This is a genomic window from Mycolicibacterium llatzerense (genome assembly GCF_025331195.1).
In the GTDB taxonomy this organism is placed as follows: Bacteria; Actinomycetota; Actinomycetes; order Mycobacteriales; family Mycobacteriaceae; genus Mycobacterium; species Mycobacterium llatzerense.
The window spans coordinates 2,903,231-2,926,740 of sequence record NZ_LXOV01000001.1; the positions used below are offsets into that span (position 1 = coordinate 2,903,231).

The 23,510-nt window shown below is 67.0% G+C and carries 23 protein-coding genes and 1 pseudogene; 13 read left to right on the forward strand and 11 right to left on the reverse strand.

The window, feature by feature from the left end; genetic code table 11:
- Nucleotides 1-2: 2 nt before the first annotated feature.
- From A7G45_RS14305 to A7G45_RS14315, 3 genes are read right to left on the reverse strand one after another with little or no spacing between them, the layout of a single operon-like run.
- On the reverse strand, nucleotides 3-191 hold the full coding sequence (locus tag A7G45_RS14305; protein WP_260937823.1) for a hypothetical protein: 189 nt from the start codon (nucleotides 189-191) through the stop codon (nucleotides 3-5).
- Nucleotides 192-209: 18 nt separating this feature from the next.
- The gene (locus A7G45_RS14310; protein ID WP_260937825.1) at nucleotides 210-1,319 is read right to left on the reverse strand and encodes a C40 family peptidase; all 1,110 of its coding nucleotides are present in this window, start codon (nucleotides 1,317-1,319) and stop codon (nucleotides 210-212) included.
- Nucleotides 1,319-1,621: a type VII secretion target gene (locus tag A7G45_RS14315; RefSeq protein ID WP_260937826.1), complete on the reverse strand. Its 303-nt coding sequence runs from the start codon at nucleotides 1,619-1,621 to the stop codon at nucleotides 1,319-1,321. Before A7G45_RS14315 ends, A7G45_RS14310 begins: the two co-directional genes overlap by 1 nt.
- A 50-nt stretch (nucleotides 1,622-1,671) precedes the next feature.
- On the opposite strand from A7G45_RS14315, the gene upp reads away from it, so the two are divergent.
- Complete coding sequence (gene upp, locus A7G45_RS14320) at nucleotides 1,672-2,295, forward strand: uracil phosphoribosyltransferase (protein ID WP_260937827.1); 624 nt, start codon at nucleotides 1,672-1,674, stop codon at nucleotides 2,293-2,295.
- A gap of 143 nt (nucleotides 2,296-2,438) precedes the next feature.
- On the opposite strand, the gene A7G45_RS14325 is transcribed toward upp, so the two are convergent.
- Together A7G45_RS14325 and A7G45_RS14330 are read right to left on the reverse strand one after the other, a co-directional pair.
- Nucleotides 2,439-3,947: a phospho-sugar mutase gene (locus tag A7G45_RS14325; protein ID WP_260937829.1), complete on the reverse strand. Its 1,509-nt coding sequence runs from the start codon at nucleotides 3,945-3,947 to the stop codon at nucleotides 2,439-2,441.
- Entirely contained in the window at nucleotides 3,944-4,804 is an 861-nt protein-coding gene (locus A7G45_RS14330) for a purine-nucleoside phosphorylase (RefSeq protein ID WP_276555219.1), read from the reverse strand. The genes A7G45_RS14325 and A7G45_RS14330 overlap by 4 nt, the downstream gene beginning before the upstream one ends.
- Nucleotide 4,805: 1 nt before the next feature.
- On the opposite strand from A7G45_RS14330, the gene A7G45_RS14335 reads away from it, so the two are divergent.
- Nucleotides 4,806-6,017 carry a M20 family metallopeptidase gene (locus A7G45_RS14335; protein WP_260937833.1) on the forward strand — a complete coding sequence of 404 codons (1,212 nt, stop codon included), beginning with the start codon at nucleotides 4,806-4,808 and terminating at the stop codon, nucleotides 6,015-6,017.
- Nucleotides 6,014-7,183: a M20 family metallopeptidase gene (locus A7G45_RS14340; protein WP_260937835.1), complete on the forward strand. Its 1,170-nt coding sequence runs from the start codon at nucleotides 6,014-6,016 to the stop codon at nucleotides 7,181-7,183. Before A7G45_RS14335 ends, A7G45_RS14340 begins: the two co-directional genes overlap by 4 nt.
- A gap of 58 nt (nucleotides 7,184-7,241) precedes the next feature.
- On the opposite strand, the gene A7G45_RS14345 is transcribed toward A7G45_RS14340, so the two are convergent.
- On the reverse strand, nucleotides 7,242-8,129 hold the full coding sequence (locus tag A7G45_RS14345; RefSeq protein ID WP_260937837.1) for a type IV toxin-antitoxin system AbiEi family antitoxin: 888 nt from the start codon (nucleotides 8,127-8,129) through the stop codon (nucleotides 7,242-7,244).
- Between the two features lie 192 nt (nucleotides 8,130-8,321).
- The gene (locus A7G45_RS14350; RefSeq protein WP_043397583.1) at nucleotides 8,322-8,789 is read right to left on the reverse strand and encodes a gamma-glutamylcyclotransferase family protein; all 468 of its coding nucleotides are present in this window, start codon (nucleotides 8,787-8,789) and stop codon (nucleotides 8,322-8,324) included.
- Between the two features lie 60 nt (nucleotides 8,790-8,849).
- On the opposite strand from A7G45_RS14350, the pseudogene A7G45_RS14355 reads away from it, so the two are divergent.
- From A7G45_RS14355 to A7G45_RS14370, 4 genes and pseudogenes are all read left to right on the forward strand, one after another.
- Nucleotides 8,850-10,347: pseudogene (locus tag A7G45_RS14355) on the forward strand (NAD(P)H-quinone dehydrogenase).
- Nucleotides 10,340-12,085 carry a glycerol-3-phosphate dehydrogenase/oxidase gene (locus tag A7G45_RS14360; protein ID WP_260937838.1) on the forward strand — a complete coding sequence of 582 codons (1,746 nt, stop codon included), beginning with the start codon at nucleotides 10,340-10,342 and terminating at the stop codon, nucleotides 12,083-12,085. Before A7G45_RS14355 ends, A7G45_RS14360 begins: the two are co-directional and overlap by 8 nt.
- A gap of 2 nt (nucleotides 12,086-12,087) precedes the next feature.
- Entirely contained in the window at nucleotides 12,088-12,945 is an 858-nt protein-coding gene (locus tag A7G45_RS14365) for a pseudouridine synthase (RefSeq protein ID WP_377042050.1), read from the forward strand.
- A gap of 232 nt (nucleotides 12,946-13,177) precedes the next feature.
- On the forward strand, nucleotides 13,178-13,948 hold the full coding sequence (locus tag A7G45_RS14370) for an SDR family NAD(P)-dependent oxidoreductase (RefSeq protein ID WP_260937842.1): 771 nt from the start codon (nucleotides 13,178-13,180) through the stop codon (nucleotides 13,946-13,948).
- A gap of 15 nt (nucleotides 13,949-13,963) precedes the next feature.
- Here A7G45_RS14370 and A7G45_RS14375 read toward each other — a convergent pair whose 3' ends face one another.
- Nucleotides 13,964-15,145 carry a geranylgeranyl reductase family protein gene (locus A7G45_RS14375; protein WP_260937845.1) on the reverse strand — a complete coding sequence of 394 codons (1,182 nt, stop codon included), beginning with the start codon at nucleotides 15,143-15,145 and terminating at the stop codon, nucleotides 13,964-13,966.
- A gap of 96 nt (nucleotides 15,146-15,241) precedes the next feature.
- On the opposite strand from A7G45_RS14375, the gene A7G45_RS14380 reads away from it, so the two are divergent.
- Nucleotides 15,242-15,508 (forward strand): UBP-type zinc finger domain-containing protein, encoded by a 267-nt coding sequence (locus tag A7G45_RS14380; RefSeq protein WP_260937847.1) that lies wholly within the window; start codon nucleotides 15,242-15,244, stop codon nucleotides 15,506-15,508.
- A 108-nt stretch (nucleotides 15,509-15,616) separates the two neighbouring features.
- On the forward strand, nucleotides 15,617-16,255 hold the full coding sequence (locus tag A7G45_RS14385; RefSeq protein ID WP_260937848.1) for an HD domain-containing protein: 639 nt from the start codon (nucleotides 15,617-15,619) through the stop codon (nucleotides 16,253-16,255).
- A gap of 74 nt (nucleotides 16,256-16,329) precedes the next feature.
- Here the strand turns inward: A7G45_RS14385 and A7G45_RS14390 are convergent, their stop codons facing one another.
- Nucleotides 16,330-16,875 (reverse strand): YceI family protein, encoded by a 546-nt coding sequence (locus A7G45_RS14390; RefSeq protein WP_260937849.1) that lies wholly within the window; start codon nucleotides 16,873-16,875, stop codon nucleotides 16,330-16,332.
- A gap of 139 nt (nucleotides 16,876-17,014) precedes the next feature.
- Here A7G45_RS14390 and A7G45_RS14395 point away from each other — a divergent pair, with 139 nt between their 5' ends.
- Nucleotides 17,015-18,160, forward strand: coding sequence for a GTP-binding protein (locus A7G45_RS14395; protein ID WP_260937851.1), 1,146 nt, complete (start codon nucleotides 17,015-17,017; stop codon nucleotides 18,158-18,160).
- A gap of 7 nt (nucleotides 18,161-18,167) precedes the next feature.
- Here the strand turns inward: A7G45_RS14395 and A7G45_RS14400 are convergent, their stop codons facing one another.
- Nucleotides 18,168-18,779, reverse strand: a complete 612-nt coding sequence (locus A7G45_RS14400; protein ID WP_260937852.1) for a TetR/AcrR family transcriptional regulator — start codon at nucleotides 18,777-18,779, stop codon at nucleotides 18,168-18,170.
- Nucleotides 18,780-18,919: 140 nt separating this feature from the next.
- Here A7G45_RS14400 and A7G45_RS14405 point away from each other — a divergent pair, with 140 nt between their 5' ends.
- Genes A7G45_RS14405 through A7G45_RS14415 form a run of 3 tightly spaced genes read left to right on the forward strand, consistent with a single transcriptional unit; the run spans nucleotide 18,920 to nucleotide 22,715 of the window.
- On the forward strand, nucleotides 18,920-19,366 hold the full coding sequence (locus A7G45_RS14405) for an MmpS family transport accessory protein (RefSeq protein WP_260937853.1): 447 nt from the start codon (nucleotides 18,920-18,922) through the stop codon (nucleotides 19,364-19,366).
- Nucleotides 19,363-22,272, forward strand: coding sequence for an MMPL/RND family transporter (locus A7G45_RS14410; protein ID WP_260937854.1), 2,910 nt, complete (start codon nucleotides 19,363-19,365; stop codon nucleotides 22,270-22,272). The genes A7G45_RS14405 and A7G45_RS14410 overlap by 4 nt, the downstream gene beginning before the upstream one ends.
- The gene (locus A7G45_RS14415) at nucleotides 22,269-22,715 is read left to right on the forward strand and encodes a hypothetical protein (RefSeq protein ID WP_260937855.1); all 447 of its coding nucleotides are present in this window, start codon (nucleotides 22,269-22,271) and stop codon (nucleotides 22,713-22,715) included. The genes A7G45_RS14410 and A7G45_RS14415 overlap by 4 nt, the downstream gene beginning before the upstream one ends.
- Nucleotides 22,716-22,719: 4 nt before the next feature.
- On the opposite strand, the gene A7G45_RS14420 is transcribed toward A7G45_RS14415, so the two are convergent.
- Nucleotides 22,720-23,493, reverse strand: a complete 774-nt coding sequence (locus A7G45_RS14420) for an enoyl-CoA hydratase/isomerase family protein (protein WP_260937856.1) — start codon at nucleotides 23,491-23,493, stop codon at nucleotides 22,720-22,722.
- Nucleotides 23,494-23,510 lie beyond the last annotated feature (17 nt).

The following is a 23,510-nucleotide window of genomic DNA, read 5'->3' on the forward strand; positions in this document are numbered from 1 at the left end:
GCCTATCGACGTGCGGCTGGGGCCATGCTGGGGGCGTCGGGTCGGTACAGGTCGTCGCGTAGATGGCGGAGGACGGTGGCCGCGGCGTCGGGGTCCCGCCCCGGGGTGGACAGTTCCGCGGCCGCGCGTTTGAGCACCGCCAGCGTCGTGCGCGCACGTGCCATCGCGTCGTCGTATTCGGCGGTGGTCATGCTGCCGTCATTCGGTGGTCATGCGGTCGGGCGGAAGAAGCCGTGGAAACCCTGATCGAGGTTGGTGGTGCGGATCGGGGACAGCTGGACGGGGTCGCCTGCCTCGATCATGACGTTTTCTCCCACGATCATCGCGACGTGACCGTCCCACACCGCCAGATCGCCCGGGCGCAGCGAGCCGCGGTCGACGGCGGCGCCGATGTCCTGCTCCTGCGCCAGTCGCGGGAGGTCGAGGCCGGCCTCGCGGTAGGCCCACTGCGTCAGGCCGCTGCAGTCCAGTCCGACGCCGGGCGTCGTGCCACCCCACACGTAGGGCACGCCGAGTTGGGTGAGGGCGTGGCGGACCGCGTCGGCCGCGACCTTGTTGGGCGCGGTGGCGGTGCTGCCGTCGGGCAGCGTGACGGCTTCGCCGGCGCCGAACTTCCCGGGGTCGGGCGGCCGGCGGTGGGTGAGTGCGGCCTGGGCGGCGTGGGCCGCGGGCGCGGCGAGCCCACTCGCCCAATCGGCGCCTTGACCGGTCGGCGAGCCCAGGCTCGGCAGGCTCATGCCCGCGCCGGTGCCCGCACCTGATCCGGTGCCCGCGCCGGATCCACTTGCCTCCCAAGGCGATCCGTTCTGGGGCGGAGGTACGCTCGCCGTGGCGGTGACCTGCTCGGCCTGCGCGGCGAGTTCGGTGTGCAGCTCGTCGACGACGGTGATGGCCTCGTCGAGCGCGCGGCTGGCTTCGTCGATGAGCGCCGCGGCGTCGGCGGGGGATTCCAGGGTGGCTTCGAGTTCGGCCGCTCTGGTCTCGAAATTGCGCAGGATGGTGTCGAGTCGTTCGCGCGCCCTGGTCACCGCGGCAGCGGCCTGCTGCGTGTGGGTGCTCAGCTGCCCGGCGGTCATCGCCATCGCCACGATGGCCGTGACGGCCGCATTCGCGAACTGACCCGCACTGCCCGCGGCGGCGCCGGTCCACTGGCCTTGGGTCTGCTGCCACGCGTTGTCGGCCGCGGCGGCGACGCCGTCGAGCCCGGACTGCACCGTGCGCAGGGCGTCGGCCGGGTCGGGGCCGGAGAAACCGGGGCCCAGGAGGGCCTGCACCTCACGGATCGGGGCGGCCAGCGCGGATGTCAGTGAGCCGATCATCACCAGGCGCCGATCCGGCCGCCAACGCTGTGGTCGGCGTCGACGAAGCCGGCCGCGGTGGCGACGGCCGCCTCGCTGCCGGTGTCGAGGTGCGCGCTGAGGCGGTGTGCCAGCTGGGCCTGGTGGTGCGTGGCCTGTGCCAGGGCGGCGGCGAAGGCCGCGCCGACCGGGCCGAACACGTCGAACTGTCCCGCGATGGCGGCCAGGTCCGCGGCGTGCGCCGCCAGTTCGGTGCTGTGGCCGCGGTAGTCCGCGGCAAGGGCGTTCAGAGCCGACGGGTCCGCCGTCAGATTTCGGGTCATGTGGATAAGACGGCCGTCAGGCCCGTTCGGTTCCACTAATGTTGGCGCGCATGGACGTCCGGGTCGTCGATCATCCGTTGGCCGCCGCGCGGCTGACCACCTTGCGCGACGAGCGCACTGACAACGCCGGGTTCCGGGCGGCGTTGCGTGATCTGACGCTGATGCTCGTCTACGAGGCCACGCGCTCGTTGGCCTGCGACGAGCTGCCGGTTCAGACCCCGGTGGCGCTGACCACCGGGTCGCGACTGTCGAACCCGCCCTTGTTGGTCCCGGTGCTGCGGGCCGGTCTGGGCATGGTCGATCAGGCACACGCGCTGATTCCGGAGGCTCAGGTCGGCTTCGTCGGTATGGCCCGTGATGAGACGACGCACCAACCGACGCCGTACCTGGAGTCGCTGCCCGCCGACCTGAGCGGCCGGCCGGTGATGGTGCTCGACCCGATGTTGGCCACGGGCGGTTCCATGGCTCACACGCTGCAGTTGCTGCTCGACCGCGGCGCCGACGACATCACTGCCGTGTGTGTGGTGTGCGCACCGGAGGGAATTGCGTTGGTGGAGAAGGCGGTTCCGTCGTTGCGGCTGTTCACGGCCACCATTGATGCTTCGTTGAACGCAGACGCCTACATCGTGCCGGGCCTGGGCGATGCCGGGGATCGGCAGTTCGGGCCGCGCTGAAGGTGATGTTGGGCGCGTCGCGCGAGGCGGCGTGTCGTCCTCTCCTGCAACACTTGCGATCGGGAGGCGTCAGCATGTGTTGACAATGTCAACACATGCTGACGGGTTCCGGCGCGAGGGCGTCAGGTGAATAGGCCGAGCGCTCAACGTGGCGCCAGCAGGCCCGTCACAGCGGCTTTGATTCTCGCCAGTTCTGATTCGGCGGCAGTCCGCGAGGCAGATACGTCCGCAGCGGGCGGTCTGCTGATCTCCAGGTAGCCCTTGACTTTTGGTTCGGTGCCCGACGGGCGCACCGCTACCCGCAGGCCGTCGCCGGTGAAGATCAGCGCGTCGGTGCGGCGTTGACCCCGGAGCTGCGCCAAGTCCTCGGTGCTGACAGCGATACCGGCGATCTCGGTTGGTGGCTCGGCGCGCAGGCGGGCCATCACCGCGTCGGCATCGGTGTGCACCGATACCGCGCCGGTGACGTGCACGCCGTGTTTCGCAGCGAGTGCGTCCAATCGGTCCTGGACCGTCTGGCCTTGATTGCGCAGTGCCACAACCAGATCGCAGAACACCACCGCCGCGCTGATGCCGTCTTTGTCGCGCACGGTGTCAGGGTCGACGCAGTGCCCGATGGCCTCTTCGTAGGCATAGCGCAGCGTGGCGCCCGGGACATCCTGGTCGGCGCGAGCCAGCCATTTGAAACCGGTGAGGGTTTCGACGTGATGGGCCCCATAGTCGGCGGCGATGTTGGCGAGCAGCTGCGACGAGACGATCGAGCTGGCAACGACGGTGACTTTGGCTTGGTTCGGGGCGAGGTCCGACAGCAGATAATCGCCCAGCAGCCAACCGGTTTCGTTGCCAGACAGCATGCGCCAACCGCTAGTGGTCGGGATGCCCACGGCGCAGCGGTCGGCATCGGGGTCAAGGGCGATGGCGACTTCGGCGTTATTCTCGGCAGCCAGCGCGAGTAATAAGTCGGTGGCGCCGGGTTCCTCGGGGTTGGGGAACTCGACCGTCGGAAAGTCGGGGTCGGGGTCGAATTGTGTTGCCACCGTGTGGATAGTGGCGATGCCGGCTCGGTTCAGGACGTCGACTGCCAGCGCGCCTCCGACGCCGTGCATGGCGGTCAGTGCCACCCGGACGTCGCCTTCGGTCTTACGCAGTGACCCGGCCTGTCGCGCGTACCGCTCGATGAGGGTGTCATCGGTGGGCGTGACCGGCTGCCGGGCGATGTCCGTCGGCGCCTGGCGCATCGCGGTTTCGATGTCGCTGTCGGTCGGGGGGACGATCTGGATGCCGCCGTCGAAGTAAACCTTGTAGCCATTGTCGGCCGGTGGATTGTGCGAGGCGGTGATCTGTACGCCGGCAACGGCATCGAGCTGGCGCACCGCGTAGGCGACGACGGGCGTGGGTGCCGGGTGGGGGAGCAGAACGACGGAAAATCCCTCGGCGGCAAAGATTTCCGCCGTCGCCGTGGCGAATTCGTCGGAGTGGTGCCGGGCGTCGCGGCCGACCACGACCGTCGACCCGCCCAGGCAACGGTCTTTGAGCACCTTCGCCACCGCCCACGTCGCCCGGCTGACGGTGGTGACGTTCATGGCGTCGAGGCCTTCGCGCATAGGGCCACGAAGGCCGGCGGTGCCGAAGGCCAGGGGTGTGACGGTCACAGCCGCGCCAGCACCTCGGCCAGCAGCGTCCCCATCCGGGTCGCGGACTGGCGTCCGGCCTCCAGCACTTCGGCGTGGCTCAGCGGCTCGCCGGTCATGCCGGCGGCCAGATTGGTCACCATCGAGATGCCGAGGACCTCGGCGCCGCCGGCGCGCGCCGCGATGGTCTCGTGCACCGTCGACATGCCGACCAGATCGGCGCCCAGGGTGCGCAGCATCCGGATTTCGGCGGGCGTCTCATAGTGCGGGCCGGGCAGTCCGGCGTACACCCCCTCGGTCAGTGACGGGTCCACCGCGCGGGCCAGGGCCCGCAGCCGCGGCGAGTAGGCGTCGACCAGGTCGACGAACTGCGCGCCCACCAGGGGCGACCGAGCCGTCAGGTTCAGGTGGTCACTGATCAGCACCGGCTGGCCGACCGAGTACTCCGGGCGCAGGCCGCCGGCGGCGTTGGTCAGCACCACGGTCCGTGCACCGGCCGCGATGGCAGTGCGCACCGGGTGGACCACGTGGCGCAGGTCATGGCCCTCATAGGCGTGGATGCGGCCCAACAGGACCAGCACGTTGCGGCCGCCGACCTGCAGCGCCAGCGCCTGCCCGCCGTGTCCGGACGCGGTCGGCGGGGTGAATCCGGGGAGGTCAGCCATGGCGATGGCGGATGCCGGCTCGCCCAGCACCGCGGCGGCGGGGGCCCAGCCCGAACCCAGCACGACAGCCACGTCGAAGTGCGGGATTCCGGTGCGGTCACGGATGGCGGCGGCGGCCTGAGCGGCGGCGAAGTCAGGGGTGGCCTGCGGATCGGTCACGGCGTCCACCTTAGTTGCCAGCTGCGCCCAAACGGGCCGGTGCGATACTTCCATGATGCTCACTGGCGACGCACTGCAGACGGTCACCGATGCCGTCGCGCGTCACCGTGCCGATCTGATCGAACTGTCCCACTCGATTCACGCCGAGCCGGAACTGGCCTTCGCCGAGCATCGCAGTTGCGCCAAGACCCAGGCACTCGTGGCTGAGCGTGGCTTCGAGGTCACCGCGGCCGCCGGCGGTCTGGACACCGCGTTCCGCGCCGACTACGGCAGTGGCGATCTGGTGATCGGCATCTGTGCCGAGTACGACGCGCTGCCCGGTATCGGACATGCGTGTGGGCACAACATCATTGCCGCGTCAGCGGTCGGCACGGCGCTGGCGCTGGCCGAGGTCGCCGACGAGCTCGGCATCACTGTGGCCTTGATCGGCACGCCCGCCGAAGAAGCCGGCGGCGGAAAAGCATTGTTGCTCAACGCTGGAGTGTTCGACGACATCGCGGCATCAGTGATGCTGCATCCCGGCCCGGTGGACATCGCGGGGGCACGCTCCCTGGCGCTGTCCGAGGTGTCGGTGGCCTACCGCGGTCGTGAGTCGCATGCCGCCGTCGCGCCGTATCTGGGTATCAACGCCTCCGACGCGGTGACGGTCGCTCAGGTCGCGATCGGGCTGTTGCGTCAACAGTTGACGCCCGGCCAGATGATGCACGGCATCGTCACCGACGGCGGTCAGGCCCCGAATGTCATTCCGGCGCATACGGAATTGCTGTACACCATGCGGGCCACCGACTCGGCGTCGCTGGACGAGCTGGAAGTGCGGATGTTGTCCTGCTTCGCGGCCGGCGCACTGGCGGCGGGCTGCACGCACGAGGTGACCGAGGTGTCGCCCCGGTACGACGCGCTGACGCCCGACCCGTGGTTGACCGCGGTGTTCCGCGCCGAGATGGAGCGGCTGGGCCGTACCCCGCTGCCGATGGACCTGGAAGTCTCTGTACCCCTTGGCAGTACCGATATGGGCAACGTCACGCAGGTGATGCCGGGTATCCACCCGGTGGTCGGGATCGAGGCCAACGGGGCGTCGATCCACCAACCGGAGTTCACCGCGGCCGCGGCCGGGCCGAGTGCGGACAAGGCCGTCACCGAGGGCGCAATCATGTTGGCGCGCACCGTGGTTGCGCTGGCGCAGTCGCCTGATGAGCGCGCCCGGGTATTGCAGAAGATGGCGGACCGGGCAGCGGTTCAGCAACAAGTGAAGGCAGGGCGCGGATGAGCCTCTCGGACCACGCCGAGCGTTGGCTGGCCACGAACTACGGTGACCTGGTCGGGTGGCGGCGGCATCTGCACGCCAACCCGGAGTTGGGCAGGCAGGAGTTCGAGACCACCAAGTTCGTCGCGACGCGACTGGCCGAGGCCGGGTTGAACCCGAAGATTCTGCCCGGCGGTACCGGTCTGACTTGCGATTTCGGTCCTGAGGACCGGCCGCGGATCGCCCTGCGTGCCGACATGGATGCGCTGCCGATGGACGAGCGCACCGACCTGCCGTTCGCGTCGACGACGCCCAATGTGGCACACGCCTGCGGCCACGACGGCCATACCGCGGTGCTGCTGGGTACCGGGCTGGCGCTGGCGTCCGCACCGACGCTGCCCGTCGGTGTACGCCTGGTGTTCCAGGCCGCCGAAGAGCTGATGCCCGGCGGTGCACTGGACGCCATTTCTGCAGGTGCTCTGGCCGGGGTATCGAGAATCTTTGCGCTGCATTGTGATCCGCGACTGGAAGTGGGCAAGGTCGCCACCATCCCGGGGCCGATCACGTCAGCCGCAGACCAGATGGAGATCACCCTGCACTCGCCGGGCGGGCACACGTCGCGCCCCCATCTGACCGGCGATCTGGTCTACGCGCTCGGCACGTTGATCACCGGGGTGCCCGGCATCCTGTCGCGTCGGGTCGATCCGCGGCACAGCACCGTCATGGTGTGGGGTGCGGTGAACGCCGGGTTCGCGTCGAACGCCATTCCGCAGACGGGAACCCTCGCCGGGACCATCCGCACCGCCAGCCGTGACGCCTGGGTCGAGATGGAATCGATTGTCCGCGAGATCGTTTCGTCGCTGCTGGCGCCGCTCAACGTGGATCACACGGTGCTGTACCGGCGCGGCGTCCCGCCGGTGGTCAACGAAGAACTGTCCACCCGGATCATGACTCACGCCATCGAAGCGCTGGGCCCGGACTCTCTGGCGGACACCAAGCAATCCGGTGGCGGAGAAGACTTCTCGTGGTACCTCGAAGAGGTGCCGGGAGCGATGGCGCGCCTCGGCGTGTGGCCCGGCGTCGGCCCGCAGCTCGACCTGCACCAGCCGACCTTCGATCTCGACGAACGCGCCCTCGGCGTCGGCGTCCGGGTGTTGGTCAACATCATCGAGCAGGCCGCCAACCTTTAACCGCGAGCGTGCGTGTTTGCGTCCGACACGCTGCAATTTCGGTGCATTTTGGGCACTGTCACGCGGCCCGAGCGTGACGCAACTGCATGGCAATCCGGGATACCAGATCGTCGGGCCGACGCCGGACGTCCTCGAAGACGATCGGTACCACAGTCCACCGGATGTCCATCAGTGCTGACGTTCGGTTCCGGTCGGCCAGCATCGCATCAGCGCCGCTGTGCCAATCCATTCCGTCGTACTCCGCGGCCACCCGGTAGTCGGGCCAGGCAAAGTCGAGGCGCCGCAGTTGCCCACGACCGTCAATGAGTTCGTATTGGAGTACCGGCGCGGGCAGGCCACCGTCGATGATCACGAGCCGCGCTTCGCTCTCCATCGGAGACTCGGCGCGTGGATCTGCCAACGGCAGCAGTTCACGGACGACAACGACCCCCCGGCGTCCCGCCTGTTTCGTCAGTGCGCGGGCAAGTTCCAGGCGGTCGCACGTGCCCGACCGCAACGCCGCATCCAAGGTGGCCAGCGACCGCGGCCGACGTAGCGAGCGGGCGACTTCGATGGCGGTCCATGCTGCGGTGGTGGCCGGCCGGCCACGGACCTCTGCCATCGGCGCGCCGTCGCGGCGATGCACCACCAACCCGTCCGCGTTCCGTAATTGGTGATGCGGGGGATTGAGGACGTGCAGGTCCTTCGGGTTCTCGGTGTCGAAGCCGTAAAGCGCCGCCGCGGTGCCGAGGCAGATGGGAACAACGGCACCGGCGGAGAGGTCGAGTCCGCGTAGCCGGGTCCAGTCATCAGGCGCGCCGCGTGAATAGACTCCCTGCCAGATGCGTTGCAGCGCTCCGGTTCTCAGATCGTCGTTGAACGCCCGCCTGGACTGCAGAGTCAGGATTTGCCCGCTGGTGGCCACCCCGTTTTGGGCGTCCAGCAGCGCTTCGAGATCGGCATTCATGACCCCGATCCTGGAGTCGCCTCAGGTTCGTCAACAGTGCTCGCGCGCCATCTGTGGATGGATCGCGAACTGTGGATGATGCGGATCAGCGCTCACGGCCTGACTATTTCGTCGCGCTCATCAACGGTGAGCGTGACGAAGATGCACGAGAGAGACGGCGTGTCGCCGGCAAACACGCACGCTCGCGGGAGACTACGGCCCGATGTTCCGGGACGGACGGGTGCGGAGGTGGTGGACGTAGTCGGCGGGGGCGCCGGCGATCTCGGCGGCTTCGGCCATCACGCCCAGGTAGCGCGCCGACGGCAGCCCACCTTCCCAGGCGTCGACCACGTACAGCCACGCCAGCACCGGTTCGGTCGAGGTGTCCGACGACACCCGGTTCACCCGGCACCGGATCTTCTTGTGGATGCCCAGCTCTGAGCCTTCCCAGCGGTCCAGGCGTTCCTCGTCTTCGCGGGTCATGTCGTAGAGCACGACAAAGACCTTGGACATGGGATCCTGGACCAGCGTCGCCAGCGCGCCCTCCCAGCCGATGTCTGCGCCCGCAAACGTCAGCCTCCAGCCGTGCAGCCAACCGGTGGCCGCCATCGGGGAATGAGGGGCCCGCTGCAGCATCTGCTCCGGATGCATGTTCGATCCGTAAGCGGCGTAGAGCGGCACCTGGCAAGCGTACGGCTTGTTGTCCGGCGACCAACACCCAACTCGGGGTTAGATGTAGCCGTGGTTACCCGCATCGTGATCATCGGCGGCGGTCCCGCCGGGTATGAGGCAGCCCTGGTTGCTGCCGGTTATGGCCCTGACACAACGGAGGTCACCGTCGTCGACCGCGACGGTATCGGTGGCGCCTGCGTGCTGTGGGACTGCGTGCCGTCCAAGACCTTCATCGCGTCGACCGGCGTGCGCACCGAGCTGCGACGGGCCAGTGGCCTGGGCTTCGACCTGCATGTCGAGGACGCCAAAATCTCGTTGCCGCAGATCAACAACCGGGTCAAGACGCTGGCCCGCAGCCAGTCCGTCGACATCGGCGGTCAGCTGTTGCGTGCCGGCGTCAACGTGGTGCCCGGGTGCGGTGAACTGGTCGACGACATCCCCGGCATGGCGCACCACCGAGTGAAAGTCACCACACCCGACGGCCGGTCCGGTGTGCTGAAGGCCGACGTGGTGCTGATCGCCACGGGAGCCAGCCCCCGCGTGCTGCCCAACGCCAAGCCCGACGGCGAGCGCATCCTCAACTGGCGTCAGCTCTACGACCTCGACGAGCTGCCCGAGCACCTGATCATCGTGGGCTCCGGCGTCACCGGCGCCGAGTTCTGCAACGCCTACACCGAACTCGGCGTCAGGGTCACCGTGGTGGCCAGCCGAGACCAGATCCTTCCGCACGAGGACTCCGACGCCGCAGCGGTGCTGGAGACGAGCTTCGCCGAACGTGGCGTGCGCCTGGTGAAGAACGCCCGCGCCGATTCGGTGGTCCGCACCGAGACGGGCGCCAAGGTCAATCTGGCCGACGGCCGGACGGTCGAGGGCAGCCACGTCCTGATGAGCATCGGGTCGGTGCCCAACACCGAGGGGCTTGGGCTCGAGAAGGTCGGCATCGAGCTGGGCCCCGGCAACTACCTGACGGTGGACCGGGTGTCGCGCACGTCGGCGTCGGGCATCTACGCCGCCGGTGACTGCACGGGCCTGCTGCCGCTGGCCTCGGTCGCTGCCATGCAGGGCCGCATCGCGATGTATCACGCACTGGGTGAAGGGGTTTCGCCGATCCGGCTGCGTACCGTCGCGGCCGCGGTGTTCACCTTCCCGGAGATCGCCGCGGTCGGGGTGCCGCAGACCGCCATCGACAGTGGCGCCGTCCCGGCCCGCACCCTGATGCTGCCGCTGAACACCAACGCGCGGGCCAAGATGTCGTTGCTCGAGCACGGTTTCGTGAAGATCTTCTGTCGCCCGGCCACGGGCGTGGTGATCGGCGGGGTGGTGGTCGCCCCGATCGCGTCCGAGCTGATCCTGCCGATCGCGCTGGCGGTGCAGAACCGGATCTCGGTGACCGATCTGGCCCAGACCCTGTCGGTCTACCCGTCGCTGTCGGGCTCGACCATCGAGACGGCCCGCCGGCTCATGGCTCACGACGATCTGGACTGACGCACGAACCGGGGCCGACCACGTAGGCTCGGTCATGCAAGGCCTACCGACGAGTAACCACGAGGAGTTCCGCCGTGAGTGACCCGATTCCCGGCCCGGGCAATGGTCAGACCCTGCTGAACCGCGCGCAGCGCGAGACCGCATGGAACCGGCTGGGCGCCGAGCAGTTCGACGTCATCGTGATCGGTGGCGGCGTCGTCGGTGCCGGCGCGGCGCTGGACGCCGCGACGCGCGGGCTGAAGGTCGCCCTGGTGGAGGCGCGCGACTTCGCCTCCGGCACGTCCAGCCGCAGCAGCAAGATGTTCCACGGCGGCCTGCGCTATCTGGAGCAGCTCGAGTTCGGTCTGGTTCGGGAAGCGCTGTACGAACGTGAACTATCGCTGACCACCCTGGCGCCGCACCTGGTGAAGCCGCTGCCGTTCCTGTTCCCGCTGACCAAGCGGATCTGGGAACGCCCGTACATCGCCGCCGGCATCTTCCTGTACGACCAGTTGGGCGGCGCCAAGTCGGTGCCCGCGCAGAAGCACCTGCTCAAGGCAGGGGCGCTGCGACTGGCGCCCGGGCTCAAGCGCAGCTCGCTGGTCGGCGCGATCCGCTACTACGACACCGTCGTCGACGACGCGCGGCACACCATGACGGTCGCCCGCACCGCGGCGCACTACGGCGCCGTGGTCCGCACCTCGACGCAGGTCGTGGCGCTGCTGCGCGAAGGTGACCGGGTCACCGGCGTCCGCGTCCGCGACTCCGAGACCGGTGCCGTGACCGAGGTGTGCGGCCACGTCGTGGTCAACGCCACCGGCGTGTGGACCGACGAGATTCAGGCGCTGTCGAAGCAGCGCGGGCGGTTCCGGGTCCGCGCTTCCAAGGGCGTGCACATCGTCGTGCCGCGGGACCGGATCGTCAGCGAGGTGGCGATCATCCTGCGCACCGAGAAGTCGGTGCTGTTCGTGATCCCGTGGGGCACGCACTGGATCATCGGCACCACCGACACCGACTGGAACCTGGACCTGGCGCACCCTGCGGCGACCAAGGCCGACATCGACTACATCCTCGGGCACGTCAACAAGGTGCTGGCCACCCCGCTCAACCATGACGACATCGACGGCGTCTACGCGGGCCTTCGCCCGCTGCTGGCCGGGGAGAGTGAGGAGACCTCCAAGCTGTCCCGCGAGCACGCGGTCGCGGTGCCGGCCCCGGGCCTGGTGGCCATCGCGGGCGGGAAGTACACCACCTACCGCGTCATGGGCGAGGACGCCATCGACGCGGCCAGCGAGTTCGTGCCGACGCGGGTGGCGCCGTCGATCACCGAGAAGGTGCCGCTGCTCGGCGCCGACGGCTACTTCGCGCTGATCAACCAGACCGAACACGTCGGCCAGCACTACGGCCTGCATCCCTACCGGGTTCGCCACCTGCTGGACCGCTACGGCTCGTTGATCGGCGAGGTGCTGGACATGGCCGCCGACCGCCCCGAGCTGCTGGAGCCCATCACCGAGGCGCCGGTGTACCTGAAGGTCGAGGCCTGGTACGCGGCCGCGGCCGAGGGTGCGCTGCACCTCGAGGACATCCTCGCCCGCCGCATGCGGATCTCCATCGAGTACCAGCACCGCGGCGTGGACTGCGCCCGCGAGGTCGCGGAAGTCATTGCGCCGGTGCTGGGTTGGAGTGCCGAGGACATCGACCGCGAGGTCGCGACCTACCTGGCGCGCGTCGAGGCCGAGGTGCTGTCGCAGACCCAGCCCGACGACGAATCGGCCGACGCGCTGCGCGCCGCGGCTCCGGAATCCCGTGCGGAGATTCTCGAGCCGGTGCCGCTCGATTGAGCCTGCCTGTCCGTCCCGGATACGAGGGGATCGGGCCGTCCCGGCTACGGCTGCACGGCGGGCCGGTGCTGGCCGAGCTGCGGTCCCGGTTCGGCGACGAGGCAGCCGCGAAAGTGCTTGCCGGCGAAGTGGTTTGCGCTGACGGGTCGGTCGTGGACGAGGTCACCGAGCTGCCCGCCGGCGCGTTCATCTATTGGTACCGGGACCTGCCCGACGAGGCCGTGGTGCCGTTCGACGTGCCGGTGCTGTACCGCGACGAGAACATCGTCGTGGTCGACAAGCCGCACTTTCTGGCGACCATGCCCCGCGGTGGGCATGTGGTGCAGACGGCCCTGGTGCGGCTGCGCCGAGCCTTGGGTTTGTGGGAGCTCTCGCCGGCGCATCGCCTGGACCGGCTGACGGCGGGCGTGCTGGTGTTCACGGCGCGCCGCTCGGTGCGTGGGGCCTATCAGACGATGTTCGCCTCAGGCGGAGTGTCCAAGACGTATCTGGCCCGGTCGTCGGCCGGGACATTGGCCGAGCCCGTCGAGTTGCGCAACCGAATTGTGAAGCGGCGCGGGTCTTTACAGGCCGTCGTGGAACCCGGTGAGGTGAACGCGGTGACGGTGGTCGCGCCGTTGGGTTCGGGGTTGTTCCAGCTGACGCCGTCGACGGGCCGTACGCACCAGCTGCGGGTGCACATGAACTCGCTCGGACTGCCCATCGACGGGGATCCGTTGTATCCCACGGTGCTTGATGTCGCCGCAGGGGACTTCTCGACGCCGCTGCAGTTGCTGGCTCACCGGCTGGCGTTCACCGATCCGGTGACCGGGGTTGAGCAGGAGTTCGTCAGTCAGCGGATGTTGGAAGCTGGGCCCTAGATCCGGGGAACGGCGGCGCCGTGGAGCTGTCTCTACACAACTCGCGCTGGAAGCCGTCAACTTTCCCTGACGCGTCCAGGAAAGTTGACGCCCCCAAACCGCAAGTGTCACAACAGAGCCGACACGCCGCGCTGATCTCGCCGTGACACGCCGAGACGGTCTCGGCGGCCCGACACCCGCTCAATGGTGCGGGCCGGTTGGCCTGCCCAGCGCCTGTGTTCTACTGCTAGCCATGGACCGCACCACATTTGACCGCCTGTTCGACATGACCGGCCGCACCGTCATCGTGACGGGCGGGACGCGCGGTATCGGCCTCGCGATGGCGGAGGGGTTCATCCTGGCCGGTGCCAACGTGGTGGTGGCCAGCCGCAAGCCCGACGCCTGCGAGGCTGCGGCCGAGCACCTGCGCGGTCTGGGCGGAAAGGCGATCGGCGTGCCCACCAACATGGGCAGTCTGGACGATCTCGACCGGCTGGTGGCGGCCACCGTCGCGGAATTCGGTGGCATCGACGTCCTGGTCAACAACGCGGCCAACGCGCTCGCCCAGCCGCTGGGGGAGATGACGCCCGAGGCGTGGGCCAAGTCGTACGACTCGAACCTGCGCGGTCCGGTGTTCCTGGTGCAGAAAGCGTTGCCGCACTTGAAGGCCAGCCCGGCCGCGGCGGTGCTGAACATGTCGTCGGTCGGCGCGTTCCAGTTCGCGCCGTTCGTGTCGATGTATGCCGCGGGTAAGTCGGCGCTGTTGTCGTTCACCCGGTCGATGGCGGCCGGTTTCGCAGCCGACGGCATCCGCGTCAACGCCATCGCGCCCGGCCCCGTCGACACCGACATGGTGCGCAACAACCCGCAGTCGGTCATCGACGCGATGGCCTCCAACACCCTGCTGAAGCGGTTGGCCAACCCCGATGAATTGGTCGGCGCGGCGCTGCTGTTGTGTTCGGGCGCAGGCAGTTACATCACCGGGCAGGTCGTCATCGTCGACGGCGGCGGGACACCGAGGTAGGGCTGCAGCCGGCTGTCAGTACGTATGCAGGGGACCGTGCGACTTTCCGTACATCACCCTGAGAGCGCAGTCGCGGACGAGCCCGTTGTCGAGGAGCTTGATGCCTGCGTTCGGAATGGCAGGGATACCGGCGAGCTTGTGTCCGAAGCGGCCCATTCGGTACTCCCTGCCCCAGGCAGCTTCAAGGCGCTGGGTGTAGTTGGTGAAATCGTCGGGGCCGCCGTTCAGCAGGGCCGCGATCACGCTTTCCCCGGCGACCAAACCGGATTCGAGCGCCTTCGAGATGCCTGCGCCCGAAACCGGTTTGGCGGCACCGAGTGCGTCGCCGGTGAAGACGACGCCCGGACGCCACGGTGGCCACGCGGTGAAACCCATCGGCAATCGCCACGCCCGCACGCTCTTGCTCTTCTTCAAGTCGGCAATCGGCGGCAGGTCCCAATCACGCGGCAGGGAACGCAGAAACTCGCCGAGTAGCTGGGTGGCGTTGATCGCCTGCCAGTTTCGGAAGCAGTTGACATAGCCCACGCCGATGTTGAACACGCCGTCGCCCATCGGGAACACCCAGCCGTAGCCGGGCAACTGATCGCCCTCGAACTGCAGCTTGAGGTAGATGTCGAGCGAATCGGTGTCCGGCCGGTTGACGTGCATCTCCGAGCGGATCGCGATGGCCGAGTAGCCGTTGTACTCCGAATCGATGTTCAGCGCGCGCTTGATCGGTGAGTACGCACCGTCGGCGGCGATGACCGCATCTGCCGAGATCTTCTCCCCGGTCTTGAGAACCACGCCGACCACACGACCGTCTGCATCGAGTTCCGGTCCTGCCACTTCGGCGCCCTCGCGAACTTCCGCCCCGGCCTTCTCGGCGTGCCTGAGCAACACCGTGTCCAAGTGTGTGCGGCTGACGGTATGTCCGTGATCGGGCATACCGGGGCGCCTCGGGAAGGACATCTCCCACCGGCTCGGGCTGAACACCGTGACCCGGTTGACCCGGTGGAAGGTGGCGACTTCGTCTGCCAGGCCCATCTTCTGCAGGTAACTGACGGCGCGGGCGGTCAGTCCGTCACCACACGGTTTGTCCCGGGGAAACTCTGCCTTGTCGACGACCAGCACCTTGGCGCCCACCTGCGCCGCCTGCCATGCAGCGGCGGAACCCGAAGGGCCACCACCGGCGACGACGACGTCATAGTGCTGTGTCACAGAGTCCGCCCCCAGTCCCGAAGAAGCTCCAGTTCATCAGCTTTCGGGCGACGCCGCCAGGTGGACTACTTACCCGATGGGGCTACCGTGGAAGCCGTGGCATCCATCTTCGGCGACTCCCACCTGAAGCACGTCCGCCTGGTCACCCCGCAGACGACGAAGGGGTGTCAGGACTGCATCGCGGGCGGTACCCGCTGGGTGCATCTGCGGTTGTGTCTGACGTGTGGCCACGTCGGGTGTTGCGATTCGTCGCCGATGCGCCATGCGAGTGCTCATGCGCAGACGCCAGGGCACGAGATCGTGCAGTCTTTCGAGCCGGGTGAGAACTGGCGGTGGTGCTACGTGCACGAGAAGTACGTCTGACAAGGTGTCCTGATCTGAGGGCTGCGTGGCCGCTTGCGCCATGTGGCCACGGCCAACCGGCGGGCAAAATGGAATGTGTCCAATTAATCCCGACGGGAGTGACACATCATGGCTGAAGTGATTGCAGGAGTGGCGATTCCGGACACCGAGCTGGTCCGGGAGGCTACCTCGATCGTCCGGCAGGCGACCGACGAAACGTTGTTCAACCATTCCCGCCGCGTGTTTCTGTGGGGCTCATTGAAAGCGGCTGCGCGCGGGCTGGAGGTCGATCCGGAACTCGCTTACATCGGCGGCATGTTCCACGACCTGGGCCTGACGGCGGCGCATGGCACCAAGGACCAGCGGTTCGAGATCGATGGCGCGGCGATGGCTCGGAAGCTGTTGTTGGACTTCGGCCGTACCGAGCAGGAGGCGACGAACGTGTGGCTGGCGATCGCGCTGCACACCACTCCGGAAGTGCCGCACCACCTGGCACCCGAGGTTGCCGTGGTGAGTCTCGGCGTCGAAACCGATGTGCTGGGACTGGGTTTGGACGAGATCACCGACGCACAACGCGCCGAAGTGGTGGCGGCGCATCCGCGCCCCGACTTCAAGAACCGCATCCTTCGGGCGTTCAACGACGGCATGGTCAATCGTCCGGACACCACGTTCGGCACGATGAACGACGACGTGCTCGCGCACTTCGATCCGTCGTTCCAGCGGACGAATTTCGTTGACCTCATTGAGAACAACGCCTGGCCGGAGTGAGTCCGCACGACCGGGATGGGCAACGCCGGGCCGGGTGACAGGCTTGGGAACCCGGCCCGGCGTTGCCTTTCTGATCAGGCTTGCTTGACGGCTTCGATGTCGAGGCTGATGGTGACCTTGTCGCCGACGACGGCGCCACCGGTCTCCATTGGCAGGTCGAGGTCGACGCCGAAGTCCTTGCGGTTGATGACAACTGATGCTTCGTAGCCGGAGACCTCGCCCGCGCCCATGCCGGGGCTCACGCCGTTGAACTCCAGGCTCAGGGTGACCGGGCGGGTGTTGCCCTTGATGGTCAGGTTGCCGTCCAGCAGGTAGGAGGCACCGTTCTGCCGAACCGAGGTCGATGCGAAGGAGGCCACCGGGTGGTTCTCGGCGTCGAAGAAGTCGGCCGACTTGACGTGGCCGTCACGCTGTTCGTTGCCGGTGTTGAGCGACGTCACGTCGATCTCGGCGGTGACCGACGGGGTGCCGTCGGCGTCGACGGTGATGGCGCCGCTGAAGTTCTCGAACTTGCCGCGGACCTTGCTGACCATCAGGTGGCGTACCGAAAACTCGACCGTGGAGTGGGCGGTGTCGATTGCCCAGGTGCCGACGCTGAGGGGAGTGGTTGCTGTGGTCATGTGCCTGTCCTTTGTTCTTGGTCCGAGCGCCGGCGTTCCGGCCTCTGAAGGTGTCCAACCGGACTGCGGTCCGTATTATTTCCTCGGTCAGGAATCGGGCGGCTCGCGTTCCTTAATGAAAATGATTACCATTAAGGTTATGCCCTCGACCTCTGCTGATCTCATCCCGGTGACCGTGCTTTCAGGCTTCCTGGGAGCCGGCAAGACCACGCTGCTCAACCACATCCTCGCCAACCGGGACGGCCGCCGCGTCGCGGTCATCGTCAACGACATGAGCGAGGTGAACATCGACGCGGCCCTGATCGCCGGTCAAGGCCACCTGGACCGGACGGAAGAGAAGCTGGTCGAACTCACCAACGGATGCATCTGCTGCACCCTGCGTGAAGACCTCATCACCGCCGTCGCCGATCTGGCTCGCCAGCAGCGATTCGATCAGATCGTGATCGAATCGACGGGCATCTCCGAGCCGATGCCCGTGGCCGCCACCTTCAGTTGGGAATTCGAGGACGGCTTCGTGCTGTCCGAGCTCGCCCGCCTGGACACGATGGTCACCGTCATCGATGCCTGCACCTTCCTGCCGGAGTTGGCGCGCGGGGAAGCCCTCACCGAACGCAATCTGGCGGTGGGCGACGGCGACGGACGCAACATCGCCGATCTGCTGGTCGATCAGGTCGAGTTCGCCGACGTCATCCTGGTCAACAAGACCGATCTGGTCAGCGCCAAGACGATCGCGACCGTCGAGGCCGTCGTGCGACGACTCAACCCCAAGGCGCGGATCGAGCGCACTGAGCACGGGATCGTGCCGCTGGCAACCGTTTTGGACACCGGGTTGTTCGATCCGGACCTCGCCGCCGAGGCGCCGGGATGGGATGAAGAGATCGCCAATGGGCACACGCCCGAAACCGAGGAATACGGCATCAGCAGCATGACGTTCCGTGCCGACCGGCCGTTCCATCCGCAGCGCCTCGCCGATGCCCTCGATCAGGTGCGAGGACTGCTGCGCAGCAAGGGCTTCTGCTGGATCGCCACCCGACCGAACATCGCCGCCATCTGGTCGCAGGCCGGACCCAACCTCACCATCGAACCCGCTCAGTACTGGACGAGCACCGAGATCGAGCCCGGTCAAGAGATCGTCTTCATCGGCATTCGCCTCGAAACCGGCAAGGTGCGAGCGCTTCTCGACTCAGCGCTGCTCACCGACGACGAAATTGCCGACGGCACGAGCGCGTGGCTGCGGTACGCAGATCCGCTGCCGGCGTGGACCGCGGCGCACAGCCACGTCTGACTCGTCGCTAGTGCGTGCTCGGCGCGAGATCGCCGAGTAGGTAGCGCTGCAGCGTGACGCCGAGGTCGGCGGCGAGTTGTTCGTTGGAGCGGTTGGCCAGCGGTTCGAGGCCGATGACGTACCGCGCCATCGCGAAACCGTTGACCTGCGACATGACCAGGGCGGCGCGGTAGTCGGCGTCCGCTGAGCCGAGCCCTTCGGCGATGGGTGCAATGATCTTGCGGGCGAGGAAGTCCCGCACCAGCTTCGCCGCCTCGGGTTCGGCCGTGGCGGCGCGCACCATGCCGATCATGGGCCGTCGCCGGACCTCGTCGTCGAGAACCTCGAGGATGAACGTCGCCAATCGCAGCCCTGCCGTGTCCTTGTCGCCGTCGAGTACCCGGCCGATGATCGCGGAGGGTTCCACCGGCAGTTCGACGACCGTGAGGAACAGGTCGAGCTTCTTGCCGTAGAAATGGCTGACCAACGCGGGGTCGACGCCGGCCTGCAACGCGACCTGTCGCAGCGAGGTCCGCTCGTACCCCAACTCCGCGAAGAGCTTTCGTGCGGTTTCCTCGATCGCCTCGCGAGTGCCGTTGGGTCCCGGACGGCGTCCACCGCGGGAGGTTCGCTGGGTCATTCGGCTCCCCGTTCACAGAATTCTTTACGTGTTGAATTATAGCCCCGGCGGGTCTAATGTCATACCGTCAACCTTCTTGATTAGCCACGCAGCAGAGACGTTCCGCGCAGTTCGCGCCCACCCGTGCGAAAGGTCCACGGATGCAGCGGTTTTCGATCAGACGCCGACTCGGTCAGCACTGGATGTATGTGGTGGCTGTGGTGGTGGTCGTCGTCGCCGGATTCGCGGTGTACCGACTGCACGGCATCTTCGCGTCGCAGGACGTCACGTCGACCCCGAGCGGTGCGGTGAACGACATCGTGCCGTTCAACCCCAAACATGTGGTGATGGAGGTCTTCGGACCGCCGGGCACCGTCGCCACCGTCACCTACCTGGACGTCGATGCCCGGCCGCAGCGCGCCGACGCCGTCAGGTTGCCGTGGACCTACGACACGACCACCACACAGCCGGCGGTGTTCGTCAACCTCCAGGCGCAAGGCGACAGCGACTCGATCGGCTGCCGCATCACCATCGATGACGCCGTCAAGGACGAGAGAACGGTGAACACTGTGCACGCCTTCACCTACTGTCTGGACAAATCCGGATGAGCGCGAACCGGGTGCCGGACTTCATCCGGCGGTATTCAGTGCTCATCGCCTTCTTCTGGCTGGCCCTGGCCGTCGTCACGAATGTCTTTGTGCCACAGCTGGAGACGGTGGCCGAATCCCACAACGTGTCGCTGAGCCCGACCGACGCGCCGTCGCTGCAGGCGGCGAAGCAGATCGGCAAGGTCTTCCACGAGTTCGATTCCGACAGCTCGGCCATGATCGTCCTCGAGGGCGACCAGCCGTTGGGTGCTGCCGCGCACCACTACTACGACGGCCTGATCGACAAGCTCACCGCCGACACCAAACACGTCCAGCATGTGCAGAACTTCTGGGGTGACCCGCTGACGGCGGCCGGTTCGCAGAGCGCCGACGGCAAGGCCGCACTGGTGCAGGTGTATCTCGCCGGTAATCAGGGTGAGTCGTTGGCGAACGAGTCCGTCGACTCCGTCCGCAGGATCATCGAGAACACCCCGCCGCCAACAGGTCTGAAGGTGTACCTCACCGGCGCAGCGCCCCTGATCACCGACCAGTTCGAGGTGGGCCGCCATGGGACGCTGAAGACGACCCTGATCACCATCGGCGTGATCATGGTGATGTTGTTCTCGCTCTACCGCCGGTTCACCACGGTTATCATGGTGATCTTCACCGTGATGATGGAACTGACGGCGTCGCGCGGCGTCGTCGCCTCGCTGGCCAACGCCGGCGTCATCGAGCTGTCGACGTACTCGACAAACCTGTTGACGCTCTTGGTCATCGCTGCCGGCACGGACTACGCGATCTTCATTCTCGGCCGGTTCCACGAAGCCAGATACGCCGGGCAGGACCGGATCACCGCGTACAACACCATGTATCGCGGGACGTCGCACATCATCCTGGGATCGGGCCTGACCATCGCCGGCGCGGTGTTCTGCCTGACGTTCACCCGGCTGCCGTACTTCCAGAGTCTCGGAATTCCCGCCGGCACAGGTGTTCTCGTCGCGGTGGTCGCCGCGTTGACGCTCGCGCCCGCGATGCTGTGTATCGGCCGGCATTTCGGTCTCTTCGAACCCGTGCGCCAGCTGCAGACCCAGGGCTGGCGGCGCATCGGCACGGCCATCGTGCGCTGGCCCGGCCCCATCCTGGTGGTGACCGTCGCCGTGGCCCTCATCGGCCTGATCGCCCTGCCCGGGTACAAGACCAGCTACGACACCCGGCCATATATGCCGGCCAGCGCGCCTGCCAACATCGGTTACGCCGCCGCCGAACGCCATTTCTCGCAGGCCCGACTCAATCCCGAATTGCTGATGATCGAAGCCGACCACGATCTGCGCAATTCCACCGACATGATCCTGTTGGAGCGCGTCGCGAAAGCCGTCTTCCACACCGACGGCATCGCGCAGGTGCAATCGATCACCCGGCCGCTCGGGACGCCCCTGGACCACTCGTCGATACCGTTCCTGATCAGCGCCGGTAACGCTGGGCAGATCAACAACTTGCCCTTCCAGCAGGCTCGCAGCGCCGACCTGCTCAAGCAGGTCGACGTGATCAACAAGTCGATCGACATTCTGCGCCAACAGTATTCGCTGCAACAGCAATCCAGCGGTATCACCCACGAACAGGCCCAGGCATTCCAGCAGACTGTCGCGACCGCCAAGGATTTACGCGACAAGATCGCCAACTTCGACGACTTCTTCCGGCCGCTACGCAACTACTTCTACTGGGAGCCGCATTGCTACGACATCCCGGTCTGCGCGGCGTTGCGGTCGGTGTTCGACTCGCTCGACGGCATCGACGACCTGACCGATCAACTGGGTGACGTCGCGGGCAGCATCGCCAAACTCGATGCGCTGCAACCGAAACTGCTCGCGTTGATCCCGCCGCAGATCGCCAGTCAACAGACCAACCGCGAACTGACGATGACGAACTACGCCACGAACTCGGGTCTGAACGATCAGGCCGCCGCGTCGCTGGAGAATGCCACCGCGCTGGGACAGGCGTACGACGCGTCGAAAACTGACGACTCGTTCTATCTTCCGCCCGAGGCGTTCACCAACCCCGAGTTCCAGCGCGGCATGAAGCTGTTCATGTCACCGGACGGCAAGGCCGCCCGCATGATCATCACGCACGAAGGCGATCCCGCTACGCCGGAAGGTATTTCGCATATCGCCGCCATCAGGCACGCCGCGGCGCAGGCGGTCAAAGGCACGCCGCTGGGTGGATCGAAGATCTACCTCGCCGGTACCGCGGCCACCTACAAGGACATTCAAGAGGGCGCCAAGTACGACCTGATGATCGCGGGCATCGCTGCACTGAGCCTGATTCTGCTGGTGATGATGTTCATCACCCGCAGCATCGTCGCCGCCCTGGTCATCGTGGGCACCGTGGCGCTGTCGCTGGGTGCCTCGTTCGGGCTGTCCGTACTGATCTGGCAGGACATCTTCGGTATCGAGCTGTACTGGATTGTGTTGGCGCTGGCCGTCATCCTGCTGCTGGCGGTGGGGTCGGACTACAACCTGTTGCTCGTCTCGCGGTTCAAAGAAGAGATCCACGCCGGCATCAACACCGGCATCATCCGCTCGATGGCCGGCTCGGGCGCGGTGGTGACCTCGGCCGGGCTGGTGTTCGCCGCGACCATGGCGTCCTTCGTGTTCGCGGACCTGCGGGTGCTCGGCCAGATCGGCACCACGATCGCCCTGGGGCTGCTGTTCGACACCTTGATCGTGCGGTCGTTCATGACGCCGTCCATCGCGGTGCTGCTCGGGCGGTGGTTCTGGTGGCCGCTGAAGGTGCGGCAACGCCCGGCCAGTCAGATGCTGCAGCCCTACGGGTCACGTCAGGCGGTGCGTCAGCTGCTGCTGTGGGAGGACGGGGACCCGGCGATCAGTGGATCGGGTGCAGGCGCGCGAAGCCACGGAGGAGACGCATGACGGGCATGGAGCTGTGGGGCGGTCTCACGATCCTTGCCGGGGTGATGGCACTGACCCTCCTCGCGTGTGTCTTCGTGTACGTCCGCGGGTTGGAGCGGCGACCACCTGCCGCATTGGGCGAACAGGTGGGCGCCCACAAAGCGGTACTGGCCAAAGTGCGTAAAGGCCAACCGATGTCGCAGGACGAGATCGACTACGCAAAGGAACTGGTGTCCGACGCCGGCTCACCGCTCGCTTATGCGATACCAGCGCTTCTGTTCACCATGGGCTTCTTCTACGTCGTCGGGTGCCTCTACGAACTCCAGGTGCACGGCGGCCATCCCTCGTTTCGTACCTTCATCGGGGGCATCCCGATGCTGACCTCGCTGAACATCTTCGGTCAGCTGCACCGGGTGGCGCGACTGAAGAAGCGCGTGCCCGCGAGTCCCGCGCTGGTGGCTTAGCCGCCTATCGGTCGCTGAACGCCTTTGCCGCCAAATCGATCTGGGCTGAGGCGGCGAGAATCTGGCTGCGGTTCTCCACGTGCAGCGCGGCCTGCAGACTGGAGGCTTCGAGGTTGGCCCACAGCACCTGCTTGGTCGACTCGACGCCGAACTTGCCGTAGCTGCACAGGGTTTCGGCGATGGCCAGGGCGTCGGCGACGACGTCGTCCGCGGACAGCCGCGAGACCAGCCCCAGGCGCAATGCTTCGTCGGCCGCCACCGTCCGGGCGGTCAGGATCAGGTCGAACGCCTGCCCGGCACCGACGATCCGGGGGAGCGTGTAGCTCACCCCGATGTCGCAGCCGCCGATGCCGAGCTTGATGAACTGGGTGCAGAACCGTGCGCCCGGCCCGGCGATCCGGATGTCGGCGGCCAGTGCGATGGCGAAGCCGCCGCCGTACGCGGGCCCGTTGACCGCGGCGATCACCGGCTGGCGCAGATTCTGGATACGGGTCGTCAGCTCGGCGATACGTTCCTGCCAGCGCATGCCCGACCGCGGAAATTCCAGTCCGCCACCGGCTTCCGGTGGGTTGGGGTCGGAAAGGTCCAGGCCCGAACAGAATCCGCGGCCGGCACCGGTGAGTACGACGACGCGGCACTCGTTGTTCCGGTGGATGTCCTCGAGAGTGCTGTGCAGGGCTTCGACGAGTTCGAGGTTCAGCGCGTTGAGTTTGTCCGGCCGGTCCAGCGTGAGGACGGCGATATCGGGGCGGGGGTAAGCGAGTGACAGCGGCGGCATGTTCCTGACGTTAACCC

Excerpts from the sequence above, each read along its gene's own strand:
- A7G45_RS14305 (WP_260937823.1), bottom strand. The coding sequence starts at position 191 with ATGACCACCGCCGAATACGACGACGCGATGGCACGTGCGCGCACGACG.
- A7G45_RS14310 (WP_260937825.1), bottom strand. The coding sequence starts at position 1,319 with ATGATCGGCTCACTGACATCCGCGCTGGCCGCCCCGATCCGTGAGGTG.
- A7G45_RS14315 (WP_260937826.1), bottom strand. The coding sequence starts at position 1,621 with ATGACCCGAAATCTGACGGCGGACCCGTCGGCTCTGAACGCCCTTGCC.
- upp (WP_260937827.1), top strand. The coding sequence starts at position 1,672 with ATGGACGTCCGGGTCGTCGATCATCCGTTGGCCGCCGCGCGGCTGACC.
- A7G45_RS14330 (WP_276555219.1), bottom strand. The coding sequence starts at position 4,804 with ATGGAAGTATCGCACCGGCCCGTTTGGGCGCAGCTGGCAACTAAGGTG.
- A7G45_RS14335 (WP_260937833.1), top strand. The coding sequence starts at position 4,806 with ATGCTCACTGGCGACGCACTGCAGACGGTCACCGATGCCGTCGCGCGT.
- A7G45_RS14340 (WP_260937835.1), top strand. The coding sequence starts at position 6,014 with ATGAGCCTCTCGGACCACGCCGAGCGTTGGCTGGCCACGAACTACGGT.
- A7G45_RS14345 (WP_260937837.1), bottom strand. The coding sequence starts at position 8,129 with ATGAATGCCGATCTCGAAGCGCTGCTGGACGCCCAAAACGGGGTGGCC.
- A7G45_RS14370 (WP_260937842.1), top strand. The coding sequence starts at position 13,178 with ATGGACCGCACCACATTTGACCGCCTGTTCGACATGACCGGCCGCACC.
- A7G45_RS14385 (WP_260937848.1), top strand. The coding sequence starts at position 15,617 with ATGGCTGAAGTGATTGCAGGAGTGGCGATTCCGGACACCGAGCTGGTC.
- A7G45_RS14390 (WP_260937849.1), bottom strand. The coding sequence starts at position 16,875 with ATGACCACAGCAACCACTCCCCTCAGCGTCGGCACCTGGGCAATCGAC.
- A7G45_RS14395 (WP_260937851.1), top strand. The coding sequence starts at position 17,015 with ATGCCCTCGACCTCTGCTGATCTCATCCCGGTGACCGTGCTTTCAGGC.
- A7G45_RS14400 (WP_260937852.1), bottom strand. The coding sequence starts at position 18,779 with ATGACCCAGCGAACCTCCCGCGGTGGACGCCGTCCGGGACCCAACGGC.
- A7G45_RS14405 (WP_260937853.1), top strand. The coding sequence starts at position 18,920 with ATGCAGCGGTTTTCGATCAGACGCCGACTCGGTCAGCACTGGATGTAT.
- A7G45_RS14410 (WP_260937854.1), top strand. The coding sequence starts at position 19,363 with ATGAGCGCGAACCGGGTGCCGGACTTCATCCGGCGGTATTCAGTGCTC.
- A7G45_RS14415 (WP_260937855.1), top strand. The coding sequence starts at position 22,269 with ATGACGGGCATGGAGCTGTGGGGCGGTCTCACGATCCTTGCCGGGGTG.
- A7G45_RS14420 (WP_260937856.1), bottom strand. The coding sequence starts at position 23,493 with ATGCCGCCGCTGTCACTCGCTTACCCCCGCCCCGATATCGCCGTCCTC.